This is a genomic window from Candidatus Woesearchaeota archaeon, from assembly GCA_020854775.1.
GTDB lineage: Archaea > Nanobdellota > Nanobdellia > Woesearchaeales > 21-14-0-10-32-9 > 21-14-0-10-32-9.
The window spans coordinates 49,595-67,194 of record JAHKLZ010000005.1 but is presented as its reverse complement, the minus strand read 5'-3'; the positions used below and the strand labels follow the sequence as shown (position 1 = coordinate 67,194).

17 protein-coding genes and 3 tRNA genes are annotated in these 17,600 nt (G+C 33.9%); 14 read left to right on the top strand and 6 right to left on the bottom strand.

The window, feature by feature from the left end:
* Positions 1-105: 105 nt before the first annotated feature.
* The 11 genes from KO361_00880 (at position 106) to KO361_00830 (ending at position 9,149) form a co-directional block, all read left to right on the top strand.
* A tRNA-Tyr gene (locus KO361_00880) sits at positions 106-253 on the top strand.
* A gap of 101 nt (positions 254-354) precedes the next feature.
* Positions 355-429 (top strand) — tRNA-Asp (locus KO361_00875).
* Positions 430-460: 31 nt separating this feature from the next.
* A tRNA-Lys gene (locus tag KO361_00870) sits at positions 461-534 on the top strand.
* A 36-nt stretch (positions 535-570) separates the two neighbouring features.
* Positions 571-939 carry a DNA-directed RNA polymerase subunit H gene (locus KO361_00865; protein ID MCC7574130.1) on the top strand — a complete coding sequence of 123 codons (369 nt, stop codon included), beginning with the start codon at positions 571-573 and terminating at the stop codon, positions 937-939.
* A complete protein-coding gene (locus tag KO361_00860; protein ID MCC7574129.1) occupies positions 932-2,446 on the top strand; it encodes a DNA-directed RNA polymerase subunit B'' in 1,515 nt (504 codons plus the stop codon). Before KO361_00865 ends, KO361_00860 begins: the two co-directional genes overlap by 8 nt.
* Positions 2,443-4,248 carry a DNA-directed RNA polymerase subunit B gene (gene rpoB / locus KO361_00855; GenBank protein MCC7574128.1) on the top strand — a complete coding sequence of 602 codons (1,806 nt, stop codon included), beginning with the start codon at positions 2,443-2,445 and terminating at the stop codon, positions 4,246-4,248. The genes KO361_00860 and rpoB overlap by 4 nt, the downstream gene beginning before the upstream one ends.
* A gap of 9 nt (positions 4,249-4,257) precedes the next feature.
* Complete coding sequence (locus KO361_00850; GenBank protein ID MCC7574127.1) at positions 4,258-6,855, top strand: DNA-directed RNA polymerase subunit A'; 2,598 nt, start codon at positions 4,258-4,260, stop codon at positions 6,853-6,855.
* A gap of 18 nt (positions 6,856-6,873) precedes the next feature.
* Complete coding sequence (locus KO361_00845; GenBank protein MCC7574126.1) at positions 6,874-8,022, top strand: DNA-directed RNA polymerase subunit A''; 1,149 nt, start codon at positions 6,874-6,876, stop codon at positions 8,020-8,022.
* Between the two features lie 19 nt (positions 8,023-8,041).
* Complete coding sequence (locus tag KO361_00840) at positions 8,042-8,296, top strand: ribosomal L7Ae/L30e/S12e/Gadd45 family protein (GenBank protein MCC7574125.1); 255 nt, start codon at positions 8,042-8,044, stop codon at positions 8,294-8,296.
* Positions 8,293-8,709, top strand: a complete 417-nt coding sequence (locus tag KO361_00835; GenBank protein ID MCC7574124.1) for a NusA-like transcription termination signal-binding factor — start codon at positions 8,293-8,295, stop codon at positions 8,707-8,709. The genes KO361_00840 and KO361_00835 overlap by 4 nt, the downstream gene beginning before the upstream one ends.
* Before the next feature lie 5 nt (positions 8,710-8,714).
* Positions 8,715-9,149, top strand: a complete 435-nt coding sequence (locus KO361_00830; GenBank protein ID MCC7574123.1) for a 30S ribosomal protein S12 — start codon at positions 8,715-8,717, stop codon at positions 9,147-9,149.
* 36 nt (positions 9,150-9,185) lie between these two features.
* Here KO361_00830 and KO361_00825 read toward each other — a convergent pair whose 3' ends face one another.
* From KO361_00825 to pta, 4 genes are all read right to left on the bottom strand, one after another.
* Positions 9,186-9,542 (bottom strand): hypothetical protein, encoded by a 357-nt coding sequence (locus tag KO361_00825; protein ID MCC7574122.1) that lies wholly within the window; start codon positions 9,540-9,542, stop codon positions 9,186-9,188.
* A gap of 65 nt (positions 9,543-9,607) precedes the next feature.
* Complete coding sequence (locus KO361_00820) at positions 9,608-10,030, bottom strand: hypothetical protein (protein ID MCC7574121.1); 423 nt, start codon at positions 10,028-10,030, stop codon at positions 9,608-9,610.
* 49 nt (positions 10,031-10,079) lie between these two features.
* Positions 10,080-11,225 (bottom strand): acetate kinase, encoded by a 1,146-nt coding sequence (locus KO361_00815; GenBank protein ID MCC7574120.1) that lies wholly within the window; start codon positions 11,223-11,225, stop codon positions 10,080-10,082.
* Positions 11,222-12,190: a phosphate acetyltransferase gene (gene pta, locus KO361_00810; protein ID MCC7574119.1), complete on the bottom strand. Its 969-nt coding sequence runs from the start codon at positions 12,188-12,190 to the stop codon at positions 11,222-11,224. The genes KO361_00815 and pta overlap by 4 nt, the downstream gene beginning before the upstream one ends.
* Positions 12,191-12,289: 99 nt before the next feature.
* Here pta and KO361_00805 point away from each other — a divergent pair, with 99 nt between their 5' ends.
* The 3 genes from KO361_00805 to KO361_00795 are packed head-to-tail and all read left to right on the top strand — an operon-like array spanning position 12,290 to position 15,739.
* Positions 12,290-13,144 (top strand): A24 family peptidase, encoded by an 855-nt coding sequence (locus tag KO361_00805; GenBank protein MCC7574118.1) that lies wholly within the window; start codon positions 12,290-12,292, stop codon positions 13,142-13,144.
* A 7-nt stretch (positions 13,145-13,151) separates the two neighbouring features.
* A complete protein-coding gene (locus KO361_00800; protein ID MCC7574117.1) occupies positions 13,152-14,261 on the top strand; it encodes a metallophosphoesterase in 1,110 nt (369 codons plus the stop codon).
* Entirely contained in the window at positions 14,258-15,739 is a 1,482-nt protein-coding gene (locus KO361_00795) for an L-lactate permease (GenBank protein ID MCC7574116.1), read from the top strand. The genes KO361_00800 and KO361_00795 overlap by 4 nt, the downstream gene beginning before the upstream one ends.
* 4 nt (positions 15,740-15,743) lie before the next feature.
* Here KO361_00795 and KO361_00790 read toward each other — a convergent pair whose 3' ends face one another.
* Together KO361_00790 and KO361_00785 are read right to left on the bottom strand one after the other, a co-directional pair.
* Complete coding sequence (locus tag KO361_00790) at positions 15,744-16,289, bottom strand: hypothetical protein (GenBank protein MCC7574115.1); 546 nt, start codon at positions 16,287-16,289, stop codon at positions 15,744-15,746.
* Positions 16,290-16,356: 67 nt separating this feature from the next.
* The gene (locus KO361_00785; GenBank protein ID MCC7574114.1) at positions 16,357-17,598 is read right to left on the bottom strand and encodes a nucleotidyltransferase domain-containing protein; all 1,242 of its coding nucleotides are present in this window, start codon (positions 17,596-17,598) and stop codon (positions 16,357-16,359) included.
* Positions 17,599-17,600 lie beyond the last annotated feature (2 nt).

The window sequence follows — 17,600 nt, the reverse complement described above, 5'->3', positions numbered from 1 at the left end:
CGTCATTTACTAGTAGTTATAACGTTTTAGGGGTTAGAATAAAACACAAACACAACAAAAAACCAAAGGAAACCTTTATAAAAAATATTATTTCTCTAAGAGTATCCCTCGGTAGCTCAACGGTAGAGCGTTCGGCTGTAGAAACCACGAGACGGCTCCTCGGAGTTGAATGAAACATGGTCAGCTGAAACCGAAAGGTTGGGAGTTCAAAAAAAACAAAAAAAATTTGTTTCTGAAAGTCTCCCCCGAGGGACTCTTCTTAAATAAACAAAAACGTAAGGTTTATAAATTGACCAAATTTCCAAATAATGCTAGATGGAGTGCTTTATTCACGAATAAATGACAAACAAAGATGCCTTGGTGGTGTAGTCTGGCCTATCATGAAGCCCTGTCGAGGCTTCGACCCGGGTTCGAATCCCGGCCAGGGCGTTTGTACTTTTTTTTAAAAATAAACGCTTAAGGGTCGGTAGCTCAGCCTGGTAGAGCACTTGGCTTTTAACCAAGTTGTCGCGAGTTCAAATCTCGTCCGACTCATCAAAATCAAATACCTTAAGGGGGTAACAAATTAAAATGGCTAAAAAAAACGAAAAAGAAACTAATTCTAAAAAAACAATTAAAAAAGTCACAGTGAAAAAAACAGCTGTAAAAAAAGAAAAAGCTGAAAAAGTCGTAAGAACAAAGAAAAAAACCAGAGCAGACACAAAAGAAACTTCTCATGTGAAACACTCCTTAATACCGTTGCACGAAAAAATAACAGAAAAAGAAGCACAAGAACTCTTTGATTATCATAACATAACAATAAAAGAACTACCAAAAATAATCAGAAACGACCCAGCAATAAGACACTTAAAAGCAAAAGAAAACGACATAATAAAAATAACAAGAACAAGCTCAACAGCGGGAAAAGCAATATTCTACAGAGGTGTAATCAATGAATAATCAAGCTCAAGACATAAAAATGACTAGGTCAAAACTCTTAATAAGAAAATTCTTCGAAGAACACTCAGTAGCACAAGCAGACATAGATTCTTTTAACAAATTCATGGATGAAGAACTACAAATAATCATAGAAGAAAACAAAGAAGTAGAACCAACAATTATACCAACGAACGTAGAAGAATTCAAAATAAGACTAGAAAAAATAACCGTTGAAAAACCAGAAATAACAGAAGCAGACGGCTCAAAAAGAATACTATTACCCGCAGAAGCAAGACTAAGAAAACTATCATATTCAGCACCAGCATTCTTAGAAGTATCGGCTCACGTCAACGGACAACAAAAAGAATCATTCACAACGCAAATAGGAAACATCCCAATAATGCTAAAAAGTAAGTACTGCAACTTAAAAGGAAAAAACAGAGAAGAACTAATAAAAGCAGGAGAAGACCCTGACGACCCAGGAGGATACTTCATAATAAACGGAACAGAAAAAGTAATAGTTTCAGTTGAGGACTTAGCAGCGAACCGCTTCATCGTAGAAGAACAAAAAACAGGAACAGTACAATTCACAGGGAAAATATTCTCAGAAAGAGGATCATACAAGATTCCTCATCAAATCGAGAAACAAAAAGATGAAATAATCTACATTTCATTTACGAGAGTAAGAAAAATACCAGTAACAGTTCTAATAAAAGCACTAGGAATACTAAAAGACGAAGAAATAATGAAACTAATAGATTTACCAACTAGCTCAGAAGTATTCATAAACTTGTATGAATTCGTAGACATAAAAACAGAAGAAGACGCAATAGACTACATAGCAAAAGAAATAGGAATAACACAATCAAAAGAAATCAGAATAGAAAGAGTAAAAGAAATAATGGACAAGTACTTATTACCTCATGTTGGATTAACAACTGAAGCAAGAAGAAACAAAGCAATAAACTTGTGCAAATACGTAAAAGACTACTTAAGAGTATCTAACAAAGAAATACCTATGCCTGATAAAGATCATTACGCAAACAAAAGACTAAAACTAGCAGGTGACTTATTAGCGGACTTGTTCAGAGTAAACATCAAAGTCCTAATAGGAGACATGTTATACAACTTTCAAAGAATCGTAAAAAGAGGAAAATTCCCAAGCATAAGAGTAATAATCAGAGAGAAACTATTAACCCAAAGAATATACAGTAGCATGGCAACAGGGAACTGGGTAGGTGCAAGAAAAGGAATCAGCCAAAGAATAGAAAGAATGAACTACATACAATTATTATCAGTATTACAAAGAGTAGTAAGTCCTCTGAGTGCGAGCCAAGAAAACTTCGAAGCAAGAGCACTACACCCAACGCATCTAGGAAGATTGTGCATGAGTGAAACACCAGAAGGAACAAACATAGGACTAAGAAAAAACTTTGCTTTACTAACAAAAGTAACAAGCTCAGTGAACGAAGAAGAATTAGTACCAAAATTAAAAGAACTAGGATTAGAAACGGTGAGTGTAAAATGACGGACGTATTCATAGATGGAAAATTCACAGGAACAGTAAAAGAACCAGAAGACTTCGTGAACCAAATAATATTCGCGAGAAGAGCAGGAAAAATAGAAGAAGATGTGAACGTATTACACGTTCCAAACGAAGACAAAGTAATAATAGAAACTTCTAGTGGAAGAACAACTAGGCCACTAATAGTAGTAAAAGAAGGAAAACCATTACTAGAAGAAAAACACCTAAAACAATTAGAAAAAAACGAGATTACTTGGTCAGACCTAATAAAAACAGGAGTAATAGAATACTTAGATTCAGCAGAAGAAGAAAACTCATTAATAGCATTCTTTGAAGAAGACTTAACAAATGAGCACACCCACTTAGACGTAACACCATTATCAGTACTAGGACTAATCACGGGACTAGTACCATTTGGAAACTACAACCAAGGAGTACGTTTAAATCAAGGAGCAAAGAATCAAAAACAAGGAGTAGGACTATACGCGGCTAACCTAGCAGTAAGAATGGACATGGACGTTAACTTACTACATTACCCACAATACCCATTAGTACAAACAGCGTTACACGACGTAATAAAATATGATAAACACCCATCAGGACAAAACATAGTACTAGCTGTTATGAGTTACAAAGGATACAACATGGAGGATTCCATCGTAATCAACAAAGGCTCAATAGACAGAGGACTAGGAAGAACAAGTTATTTCAGACCAATAGTATCAGAAGAACTAAGATACTCAGGCGGATTAATGGATGAAATAAAAATACCAGACAAAGAAGTCAGAGGATACAGATCAGAACACGATTACAGATTCTTAGAAGATGACGGAATAATATTCCCAGAATCAAAAGTGAACGAAGGCGACGTAATAATAGGAAAAGTCAGCCCGCCAAGATTCTTAAGCAGCATGGAAGAATACAGCTTAGCAACTGATTCAAACAGAGAATCATCACTCGCACTAAAACACGGAGAAAAAGGAATAGTGGACTTCGTATCATTAACAGAGAACGAAGAAGGAAACAAACTAATACAAGTAAGACTAAGAGAACAAAGAATACCAGAAATAGGAGATAAATTCACATCAAGACACGGACAAAAAGGAGTAATAAGCTTAGTAGTACCAGAACAAGACATTCCATTCACAAGCACAGGAGTAAGACCAGACATAATATTCAGTCCGTACGGAATACCTAGCAGGATGACTATTTCTCACCTACTAGAATTATTAGCAGGAAAAACAGCTGCGCTATCCGGAAGACTAGTTGACGGAACAATGTTCGAATCAGAACAAGAAAGAGACATAAGACAAGAACTAAAAGACTTAGGATTCAGAGAAGACGGCTCAGAAACATTATACAACGGAATAACAGGGGAACAATACCAAGTACAAATCTTCGTAGGAAACATATATTACTTAAAATTAAAACACATGGTAGCAAACAAAATACACAGCAGAGCAAGAGGACCAATACAGCTACTAACAAGACAACCTACAGAAGGAAGAGCAAAAGAAGGAGGACTAAGATTAGGAGAGATGGAGAAAGACACCTTCATCGCTCACGGAGCATCACTAACACTAAAAGAAAGATTCGACACAGACACAGTAGTAGTACCAATATGCGAAAAATCAGGACTAACAGGTTATTACGACGCGAGAAAAAACAACAGAGCAATCTCGCCTATGTATGACGAGGACTCAGAGATGAGCGACATAGAAGTTAGCTACGCGTTCAAACTACTAATAGACGAATTTAAGTCCCTAGGATTATATCCTAAACTAAAACTAAAAAGCAAATTTTGAGGCGATCAAATGAGTAACGAAAAACCAATATACAAATACATCGGATCAATCGAATTCGGCCTAATGTCGCCGAAAATGATAGAAAAAGTAGCAAAAGCAAAAGTAGTAACTCCTGAATTATACGACAAAGAAGGATACCCAGTAGACGGAGGACTAATGGATGTACGCCTCGGCGTAATAGACCCAGGACTAAGATGTAAAACAGACGGACAAAGACTAAAAGAAAGCTTTGGGCACTTCGGATACTTAGAACTAGCAAGACCAGTAGTTCACATATCTTTTGTTCCAGTAATACTAGATTTATTAAGATCAACATGTAAAGCTTGCGGAAGAATACTAATACCAAAAGAAAAAATAAAACAATACTCAGACATATTAGACAAAATAACATTAGAACAAGGACTAATAGAAAGAAGAGACGCAATAAAATTAATCATAGCTAATCTAAGAACAATACAAACATGTCCTTACTGTAAAGAAAAACAATCAAAGATATCACTAGAAAAACCATCAACGTTCGTAGAAGAAGATAGAAGATTATCTCCAATACAAGTAAGAGCAAGACTAGAAAGAATATCAGATGAAGACCTAAAAGTATTCGGAATAAAACCTGATATAGCGAGACCTGAATGGATGATACTAACAGTGTTACCAATACCGCCAGTAACAATGCGTCCAAGCATCACACTAGAAAGCGGAGAAAGAAGCGAAGATGATTTAACACACAAATTAGGAGACATCGTGCGTATAAACCAAAGATTATTTGAAAACATAAACGCGGGCGCACCAGAAATAATCATTGAAGACTTATGGGATTTATTACAATATCACGTAACAACGTTCTTCGATAACGAAGTAGCGAATCTACCTCCTGCGAGACACAGATCAAATCAACCATTAAAAACGTTATCATCAAGAATAAAAAGCAAAGAAGGAAGAATTCGTAAGAACCTAGCAGGAAAAAGAACGAATTTCTCAGCTAGAACAGTTATCAGTCCAGATCCTAAACTAGACATAAACGAAGTAGGAGTACCAAGTATTATAGCAAAGAAATTATCAGTTCCAGAAAGAGTCACTGAGTGGAACATAGAATACTTAAAAGGATTCGTAGAAAGAGGAAATGAAGATTACCCAGGAGCTAACTACGTTTTAAGACCTGACGGAAAAAGAAAACGCATAACTAATGAAACAAAAGAACAATTACTGGAAGAAATCCAACCAGGATTCATAGTTGAAAGACACTTAATGGATGGAGACATAGCACTATTCAACAGGCAACCAAGCCTGCATAGAATGAGTATGATGTGTCATAAAGTAAAAGTACTACCGGGACTAACACTAAGACTTAATCCTGCTGTTTGTGCACCATACAACGCTGACTTCGACGGGGACGAGATGAATATTCATATTCCTCAAACAGAAGAAGCAAGAGCAGAAGCAGAAACATTAATGGAAGTACAAACACAAATAATAAGTCCTAGGTATGGTTTAAGCATCATTGCGTGCATCCAAGACAGCATAACAGGTAATTATTTACTAACAAGAAAAGGATACGAAATGAAACGCGAAGACGCAATAGACTTATTAGCAAGCGCGGGAATAGAAGATTTCTCTAAGTTACCAAACAAGAAAGTAGTAACAGGGAAAGAAGTATTCTCAGTGGTGATACCTGACGATTTTGACTTCGTAGGAAAATCAAAAATAGCATCAAAGAACCCTGAGGATCCTGACGCAGTCGTGAAAATTGAGAAAGGAAAACTAATATCAGGAGTGATGGACTCTGCTAATCTTGGTCAAGGATCAGGACTATTATTAAGAAAATTGCACCAAAAATATGGAGAGAAAGAAATAGTAAGATTACTAAGATTAATCAACGGATTAGGAGCAGAAATGCTACTAAAAAGAGGATTTACATCTAAGATATCAGACATGGATCTAAGTGAAGAAGCACAAATAAGAGTTAGTCAGATAATAACAGAAGCACAAAAAGACGTGGATAAGTTCATTAAACAATATAGTGAAGGAACACTAGAATTATTACCTGGCAGATCCGTTGAAGAAACAATAGAACTAAGAATAATTGAGAGACTAAGCAAAGCAAGAAATGAATCAGGAAACATAGTGGAAGAAACAGCGAAACAAAACAGTAACACTATGCACATGATAAGAAGCGGAGCAAGAGGAAATATAATTAACTTAGCTCAAATGGCTGCTTGCGTAGGACAACAAGCGCTAAGAGGTGGAAGAATCGACAAAGGCTACAAAGACAGATCATTATCTTGCTTCAAGAAAGGAGATCTGAGCGCGGTCCCAAGAGGATTCATAAAAGGAGGATTCAAAGACGGATTAAAACCACACGAGATGTTCTTCATGGCAATGACAGGAAGAGACAGCTTAATGGATACCGCTCTAAGAACGCCTAAGTCAGGTTATTTATACAGAAGATTAGCGAACGCGATGCAAGACTTAAAAATAGAATACGATTTCACAGTAAGAGATGCATCAAGAAAAATCGTACAATTTAATTATGGAGAAGACGGATTAGACGTATCAAAAACTGAAGGCGGAAAAATAAACGTTAAATCAATAATAGAATCAACCAAATAAGAGAAAAGGTGAATAAGAATGAGTGATTTAAAAAGCATATTCAAAGAATACGAAGATAGACTACCCTTATCAATCTTGGAGGAAGTAGAACAAAACTTACCAAAAGACTGCAAAAAAGACAGACTACAAAAAATAATGAAGAACGTAGAACACGAATACTTAAAGTCTGTTTCAGCACCAGGAGAATGCGTAGGGGTAATAAGCGCGGAATCAATAGGAGAACCAGGTACTCAGATGACTCTTAACACTTTTCACTTCGCAGGTGTAGCTGAGATGAACGTCACTACAGGTCTTCCTAGATTAATAGAAGTACTGGATGGAAGAAAAACTATTTCTACGGAGATGATGACTATTTACCTAAAAAAACCATACTCTGAAGGAAAAGACATTAAGATATTAGCAGAATCAATTAAAGAATTAACAATGAACGAGTTCATAAAAGAAGTAACAATAAACATCGCGGAAGCAAACATGATTATAAGCTTAAAAGAAGAAAAAATGAACTTGTTAAAAATGACTTCTGCTAAAGTAGTAGCGGTACTAAAAAAGTCATACAAATCATTTGATTTCGAATCAAAAAACAATGACATAATCGTGAAACAAACAGGGAAAGACAAAGACATAATAACTTTGTACAAATTAAAAGAAAAAATAAAAACCACGAGTATTCACGGCGTAAAAGGAATCAAACAAGTACTGCCTGTAAAGAAAAACGGAGAATTCATTTTAATGACTGCAGGATCTAATCTGAAAGAAATACTAAAACTAGAATTCATAGATGAAACAAGAACTTATACGAATAATTTATATGAAGTAGAAGAATTCTTAGGAATAGAAGCAGCTAGGCAACTAGTCATTGATGAATTAATGAAAGTTATCGAAGCACAAGGATTAAATGTTAATGTAAGACACATCATGTTAGTTGCAGATGCTATGTGTATGTCAGGGAAATTACTAGGAATAAACAGGTACGGAATAGTAAAAGAAAAACCATCCGTGCTAGCAAGAGCATCCTTTGAAACTCCGATAAATCATATGATTAATGCGTGCTTAGCGGGAGAATCAGATCCTCTTAATAGCGTCATAGAAAACGTCATGATAAATCAGCCAGTACCAGTAGGAACAGGATTGCCTGGATTATTGGTTAAAGCAAAAAAGAAAAAATAATAATTAGAAAGGTGAACGAATGAACGAATTAAAAAAACTATTAGAATCAGAAAAACTAATAATAGGAAAAGAAAGAACAATGAAGCTCCTAAAAAAAGGAGAACTACAAAAAGTATTCATAGCTAAGAACTTAGACGAAGAAACAAAAGAAGACATAACTAGGTACGCTGAATTAAACAAAACAGAACTAGAAGTTTTAAAAATAAATAACGACGAACTAGGAACTTTTTGCAGAAAACCATTTTCAATAGCAGTAATAGGACTCCAAAAATGAAGACTAAATACGATGTGCAAACACTGCAAATAATGACTATGTTCGAAAAAATAACGAGAGCAAAACTAAAAGACTGCTTCACGAACAAAGACAAATTGTATTTCATCGTACAACACGGAGAACTAAGAAAAGCACTCGGAGATAAAAAAGAAAACGTTCAAAAACTCGTCAAAGCAACTAATAGAAACATTAAAATAGTGGAATTTAATCCTAATGTTTTAGATTTCGTTAAAAACATTATGCATCCATTAAAAATGGAAGACATAAACATGATTGAAGGAATAATCACGATTAAGGGAACAGACACCAAAACAAAAGGATTAATGATTGGTGCAAGAGCCCAAAACCTTAGAAACTATGAAGACATAGTAAAAAAATACTTTGAGGAAATAAAAGAAATAAAAGTAGTGTGATAACAATGAGTAAAAAAGCATCAGGAATAAACGCAGGAACAAAACTAATTAAGAGAAGAACTGAACAGAAAAAGAAATACAAATGGTACGCTAAAAAACTCGGCTTAAAAGAGAAATCAGACCCATTAGAAGGCTCAAGTCAAGCTTCAGGAATAGTACTAGAAAAAGTACAAAGAGAAGCAAAACAACCAAATTCAGCAATGAGAAAATGCGTCCGTGTACAACTAGTTAAGAACAGCAGACAAATAACAGCTTTCTTACCAGGAGACGGAGCTCAAAAAATGGTTGACGAACACGACGAAGTAGTCGTAGAGTGCATGGGTGGTAACATGGGCAGAGCAAAAGGAGACTTACCAGGAGTAAGATGGCAAGTAATCAAAGTAAACGATCAAAGCCTAGAAGCACTTCTAAACGGCAAATTACAAAAAGCTAGGAAATAAAGCTTAACTATTTTTCTTTATTTTTTATTCTCTTTTTTATTTAATTATGTAATTAGTACCAGGTATGGCTAAAGCATAATGCTTATTATCTTTATTATTCTTAAAATGAACACAAACAGCAGAATTAGCCCCATTAAGAATATTACCAACGCAACTAAGATGATAATAATTAATACTACTATTGCTAATACGAGAAATAGCATCATCTAAATTAGTCGTCACGATGCTTTCACAACCATTAATTATCTTACTAGAATGTTTCTTCCTAAAATCATCCACGTTCAAATGAAACATAACTTGTTTTAAACCAACATGCTTACCAGGATAATTAGAATGATTCCTCAACAAAGACCAAAGAGTATTTAATTTATTAGAATCGTAATTAATATTCATAAAAAACAGTTGAACAAAAAGAATATATAAACATAACGATTAGTAACCACTAAAAAATAGTTATTCTACTTTTTTTTGTAAGCCTCAAAATTCAAATCAAATTTCTTAAAAATAGTTCTAAAAACAACAAAGGTCTTCTCAGTAGGAACATAAGTAACACCAGGTAAAGCCAAAGAACGATTAACAGAATCATTCAAATCATAATGAATACACAACGCGTTATTCCTCAAAAGATCAGTATCAGCTGCACAAGTAAGATGATGAAAACTAATATTAGCATTAACTAATTCATCCAACGCTTTTTCAACACTACCAAAAATCAAAGTATGCTTAACTAAGTGCTGATTAATCCTAGAATTATAAACATCCTCAAAAACATGCCGAGGCATATCAAAATCACAAACCCTAAGACCAGTGTACTCACCAATCATAAGATTCCTATGATCCTTAATAAGGCGCCATAAATCACCAAGATAATCATCACTCATAAAAAAAAAGTAATAACCAATAATATATAAAAATAACCATTAATAAATACTAAGAAGTGGATTTAACTAATTTTAAAGCTTCCAAAGCAATCATCAATTCTTCATCCGTAGGAACAACCATGATTTTAATAGGAGAATCATCCTTAGAAATAAACAAATCATGCCTATTATTTTTATCATCATCCAACCAAAAACCAAGATGACTAAGCTCATCACAAACCTTCTTACGCAAATAAAAAGCACCCTCACCAATACCCGCACTAAACACGAGAACATCAGTCCTATCACGCATCAAACCAAGATAAGCACCAATAAAATGCTTTAAACGCCACACAAAAACATCAAGCGCGAGCCCGCAACGCTCATCACCCAATTCAGCTTTCTCATGAATAACACGAACATCAGAAAAACCACAAATACCCTTCAAACCAGACTCCTTATTAAGAAAATCACAAAGCTCATCAGGACCTAAATCCTTAATTTTCTGCAAATAAATAAGCAAACCAGGATCAACACCGCCACTCCTAGTACCCATTACTAAGCCATCAAGAGGAGTAAAACCCATGCTGGTATCAACAACTCTTCCTTGATTAATACAAGCAACACTAGCACCATTACCAAGATGACAACTAATAACATTAATATCCCTACCTAAAACTCTTTTAACTTCACCATACAAATAACTATGAGAAATACCATGAAAACCATACTTTCTAACACTAAAAGATTCATACAACTCTAAAGGAACACCATAAAGAAAAGCATCCTTAGCCATAGACTGATGAAAAGAAGTATCAAAAACAGCCACTTGTTTCTTACCCTTAAGAAGACTCATACAAGCTTTAATACCTTGAAGATTAGCAGGATTATGCAAAGGAGCAAGATCACATAAGTCCCCAATAGCTTTAACAACATCATCATCAATAATCACAGAATCAACGTACTTCTGACCTCCATGAACAACTCGATGACCAACACAATCAATAACATTAACATCAACAACCTTAAAAATTTCTTTCAAAGCAGACTCATGAGTATCAACAAACAACTTAGTCTCAGAACCATTTAACTTCAAAACACAAGAATCCAAACCAATACCATCAACATGACCCTTAACCAAAACATCCCTAGAAACAGAATTAATAACCTTAAACTTAACACTAGAACTACCGCAATTAATCACAAGAACATTCATTTACCAACCTCAACAACAGTAATCATCGCGACACGAACAATATCATCCACGCCACAACCCCTACTAAGATCATTAACGGGCTTCCTAAGACCCTGAACAATAGGACCAATAGCCATGAAACCACCTAAACGCTCAACCAACTTATAACCAATATTACCAGAATTAAGATCAGGAAAAACTAACACGTTAGCATCACCCTTAATAACAGAATCACCACATTTCAACTTAGCAACATCAGGAACAATAGCAGAATCAAGCTGTAACTCGCCATCAACAACCAAACCAGGATTTTTCTCCTTAATAAGACTCAAAGCATTCCTAATCTTAATCAAAGACTCATGCTCCGCGCTACCCTTAGTAGAAAAACTAAGCAAAGCAACCCTAGGCGAAAACCCTAAAGTTTCAGCACTACGCGCAGTACTCAAAGCAATATCACAAAGCTCATTCTCATCAGGATTAATAACAAAAGCACAATCACTAAAAAAATAAGTCAAATCATCCTTACAAACAATAAAAAAACTAGAAGCAGTATTAACGCCTGGCTTAGTCTTAATAATCTGCAAAGCAGGCCTAAGAACAGAAGCAGTAGGATGAACAGCACCAGAAATCATACAATCAACAAAACCAGACTCAACCATCAAAACACCAAGATAATTAACATCTTTAACCAAAGACTTAGCATCCTCAGCACTCAAAGATTTATGCTTACGCTTCTCAACAAGCAAAGAAACATAAGAACCCAAATCAATAATAGATTCATCAACCAACTCTAAACCATCACAAGAAATATTATTTTTCTCCAACAAAATCTTCGCCTTAGAACCACGAAGAATAACAGGAAAACCAATATTTTCATCACGAATAATCCTACAAGCCCTCAGAACACGAACATCATCACCCTCAGGAAAAACAATCCTCTTAGGAGACTCCCTAGCTCTGACTTTAATATCATCCAAGATACTCATAAAAAACAATTAAAATTCATAATTAATAAATCTTTCCCCCAACCCAACAAAAATAAACAAACAAAATATTTAAATAAACACACAAAAAAATAGATAATAATGATACAACAAACAATCATACTAGGAGCACTAATTCTAGGAACAATCACGGACCTAAAAAAAAGAGAAGTACCAGATACTCTTAACTTCTCGTTAATAGCACTAGGACTAATAATAAGCATAGCATTATCAATACACAATCAAACAATCACTTACCTATTAAACGCAGTCACAGGACTAATAACAGGATACGCAATAGGTGCATTATTTTATTACACAGGACAATGGGGAGGAGGAGACGCAAAACTAATAATAGGAATAGGAACAATAATGGGGATAAACCCTTTACTAATAACAAAAACAATACCATTATTCCTAGTATTCATAATAACTTCGTTACTAGTAGGAGCAATATACGGATTAACGTGGATGATAGTCTTAACAATAAAAAATTATGAATCATTCAAAAAAGAATACTGCACAATAACAAAAAACAACAAGAACAAAAATAAAATAACAAAAATAATACTAATAATAACAACTACGTTGATAATAATAGGGCTAATACTAAAAATAAACACTCAACTAATAACAATGAGCTACATATTAATATTGCTAATAACGATGATGCTCTACTCAAAGAACATATTAAAAGCAATAGAAAAAACAGCACTAATAAAAAAAACAAACATAAACCAAGTAACAGAAGGAGACTGGACACCACAAGAATTTAAATTCAAACAAAAAACAATAAAACCAAGCAAAACAGGACTAACAACACAAGAAATACAATACTTAAAACAAAAAGGAATAAAAAACATAATAATAAAACAAGGAATACCATTCGTACCAAGCTTCCTAATAGCATACATAATAATACTAATACTAGGAAACTGGTTACCTTTAATGATGTGAACAAAAAATGAAGCACCAAGAAACAACAATAACCCAGCCAGAAAACAAACAAGAACACTTAGTAACAAAACTAATAATGTTCATAACCCTATACTTATTACTAAATTATTTTATAATATCAGAAATATACTATTTCTTAGAAATACCAAAAAACACTTGGTTCAGCATAATACTAATAATAATGTCATTCTCCTACGTATTAGGAGCAGCAGCAATAAGATACTCAAACAATGTATTAGCAAAAACAATAAACATCATAGGATCAACGTGGCTAGGAATAGTCGCAATAGCATTCATAATACTAGTACTAGTAGAACTACTACTATTCCTAAAAATAATAATACCTGAACAAAGAATAATACTAACGTTCATAACAATAACGGCAATAACAATATACGCACTAATAAACGCTACATACACACACAAAAAAACAATAAACATAACAACAAACAAAATAAAAAAACCAATAACGCTAATACAAGTATCAGACATACACATAGGCGCAACACACAAAAAAAACTTCCTAGAAAGAATAATACAAAAAATAAACGAAGAAAAACCAGACATAACAGTAATAACAGGGGACCTAATAGATGGAAAACACAAATACGAAAAAAACTATTTTGACGTACTAAGAAAAATAAAATCAGAAACATACATGGTACTAGGAAACCACGAAGAAATGACAGGAATAAAAACAGTAAAAGAACTACTAAGAAAATCAAACATAAAAATACTAGAAAATCAAAAAATCAAGAAACAAGAAATAAACATAATAGGCATAAATGACACAGACAAAAAAAGAAAAATGATTCTAGAATTAAACAAAATAAACACGAACCCAAAAGAATACAACGTACTACTATTTCACAGACCAATAGGATTCAAACAAGCAAGAAAAAAAATAGATTTAATGCTAACAGGACACACCCACGCAGGCCAAATATTTCCTTTGAACTTAATACTAAGATTCTTTTACAAAAAAATAAAAGGACTAAAAAAGAAACAAAACTCTTATTTATACGTATCACCGGGAACAGGATGGTGGGGACCCCCGATGAGACTAGGATCAAAAAACGAAATAACCATATTCAAAATAAAACCTGAACAAAAATGAACACAGTAATTATAGCAATTACACCTATAATACTACTAATAATATTCTTAATACTAAAAAAACCCTTGTACATAGCAGCACCAATAACATTTATTTACACACTAATAATAAGCACGACTCACTGGTTAATAAAACAAGAATACGTAACAGCAGCAATAACAAAAGCACTACTAATATCAATAGATATAATACTAATAATAACAGGAGCAATCCTATTCCTAGAATTCCTAAAAAAAACAGGGCTAATAAAAAAAATAGAACAACAAATAACACAAATAAGCACAGACAAAAGAATACAAGCAATAATAATAATATGGTTCTTCGGAAGCTTCATAGAAGGAACAGCGGGATTTGGAACACCTGCAGCAATAACCGCGCCACTACTAGTAGCAATAGGATTCCCTGCTATACTAGCAGTAACACTAGCACTAATAGGGAACTCAACAGCAGTAGTATTTGGAGCAGTAGGAACCCCTATAAGAATAGGATACTCAGGACTAGAAACAACGTTTGTAGCAGAAACAGCAGGACTCATAAACTTAATAGCAGGACTCATAATACCAGTACTAATCATAGCAACAATAACCTACTACGAAAAACAACCAATACAAAAATTTAAAGAAATGATACCCTACGCGATATGGGCAGGACTATGCTTCCTAATACCCTACTACTTATTAACGTACATAGGACCAGAATTCCCCTCACTACTAGGACCAATAATAGGACTCATCATAATAATGTATACAACAAAGAAAAAACTATTCGTACCAAAAAACGTAAAAAACGTAATAAAAGAAAAAAAATCACAACTAAAAAACTTAATGCCCTACGCGATACTAACAACACTATTACTACTAGGAAAATATGTACTACCATCAAAAACAATAACAATACAACCAACAGTAACCCATAACTTAACACTATACAACCCAGGAATAATATTCATAATAACAATACTGATACTAACAACAATAATAAAAAACAGCTACAAACACATAAAACCAATACTAAAAGAAACCACGAAGAAATTAATAAATCCATTCTTAACAATACTATTCATAACAGCAACAATACAAATACTAATACTAACAAGCTTCAACAACAAAAACATACCAGGAATGCTAACAACAATAACACAAACAATAACAACAAAAAACTTCCTAATAATATCCCCCACAATAGGCGCATTCGGATCATTCCTATCAGGAAGCGCAACAGTATCAAACATATTATTCGGAGCATTCCAACAAGAAACAGCACAAATAATAGGCATAAGCACATTCCTAGTATTAGCATTACAAGTAATCGGCGCAGGAATAGGAAACATGATATCACTAACAAACATAATAGCGGCACAAACAACAGTCAACCTAAAAAACCAAGAAATAAAAATACTAAAAAAAACAATCATGCCTGCAATCATATACTTAATAATAGCAACAATCACAGGAATACTAATATCAAAAATAATCTAAAAAATCAAAAAAAACAACCCTCAATCAAATCCAACTTATAAAAAAAATCAACCAAAACAGGACTCTTAACCTCAACAGTCAACTTACTAAACTTATTCTTCAAAGAATAAAAATTATTAGAATCAGAATTCTCAGCCAAAGAACAAAAACGCTTCAAAGAAGAATCTAAAACATCAACATAAGAATTAAGCAATTCCTGCTTCACATCCAAAACTCTACGCTCAACCCTATCACAATCAGGAATATAAAAATTATTAATATGAACATCATCCAATCCATCAAAAATAACAAACAAATCCTCCAAAGAATCAACACGTTTTTCCTTTAAATAATTGATATCAAAATTAGCAATACAAAAACTCTCCAAACCAAAAAAATCCAAATCACCATAATACACAAAAAAATAATCAGGACAAACCCTCTTATAAAATTCAGCAAACTCAAGTTCCTTAACCAAAGCAGAATACTCACCATTACTAGCCAAACGCTCTAACAAAGAAACCTTACTATTAACAAAACCATCCATTAAATATTCATTAAACTCAACCATGACAAACACGAAAAAATCAAACAAATATAAAAAACTTTTCACAAAGCACCACTAAGAAGTAAAAAAATCAAATCTTTTTATAAGAGATACTAACACAACGCTCCAAAACATAAGAATCCTCAATCAAAAAATCAAACAAAGAAGAAACACAAACAAAATCCCTATTAACCTTAGCAAACAAAAAATTACCATCATCAAAAACAACTTTGTGCTTAGCCCTAAAAGCAGAACAATGAACCTCAGAACTCAAAGGAGGACCACGAACAACCTTAACAGGATCCAATTTTATATCCTCAACACAAAAATAAGCCCTACAAGGAAAACCAAAATCCCAAACAAAACCAGAACACAAAAAATCACGATTCTTCAATTCCTTAAACAAAAAATCCAAAACCTTAAGAACCTTAGAACCAGAAACATCCTCACTACCACTAAGAGGATCAATAACGAATTCAAACAAAGACTCCCCTTTCTTAGGAGAAACAACGTCCCTAGCAGACCTCAAAACAAAAAAATCCTCAGAAGGAGATTCCAAAAAAGACTTACAACGATTCACAAAATCATAAAAACAATCAAAACTTAAAGCAGTAGCCGCGTTCCTATCCTTCTGAACAGGATCAACAACTACTAAAGGACCAGAAACCTTAGCCTTATCAAGCTCCAACAAAGGATCCTTTAATTTCTTATCAATATCAATAATAACAACAGGCTCCCACTTAGAAACAGCCCTTAATACATTCATAAAACTACCATATTTAATAACCAACAAATCAACAACGTGCCCACTAAAACCCTTAATGAAACTCTCCGCACCATAAACACGAGCAGACTTCATAAAACGCTTCAACAAACGAACATCATCCTCCAAACCAGCACCCTTACGAAGAAAATAATCAACATGCAAAGGAGACATATCAATAACATTATCAGCATCCTCAATACGAGAAACATCAATAACAGGAACCAACTCAAAAACTAATCCACGACGAACATGAAAATAATCCCTAGAACCACGAACACGATCAAACACGAAATTATCCTTCAAAACACTAGCAAGCAAACCCGAAATATCTTTACCCTTAAAAGAAACATCAAACTTAACAAAAATATCAGCATCAAAATCATCCTTAAGAAAAGTACCCTTAGCGGTACTACCACCAAGAACCGCGACAGCACCAACCTTTTTTTTCTCAAGCAAAACATTTAACTCATTAACAAAATCATTAACAACAACCAAAGAATCAGAACTAGGCATAATATCAACCAAAACCTTATCCAAAATTGAATCAACAAGCTTTTTATTAACCATAC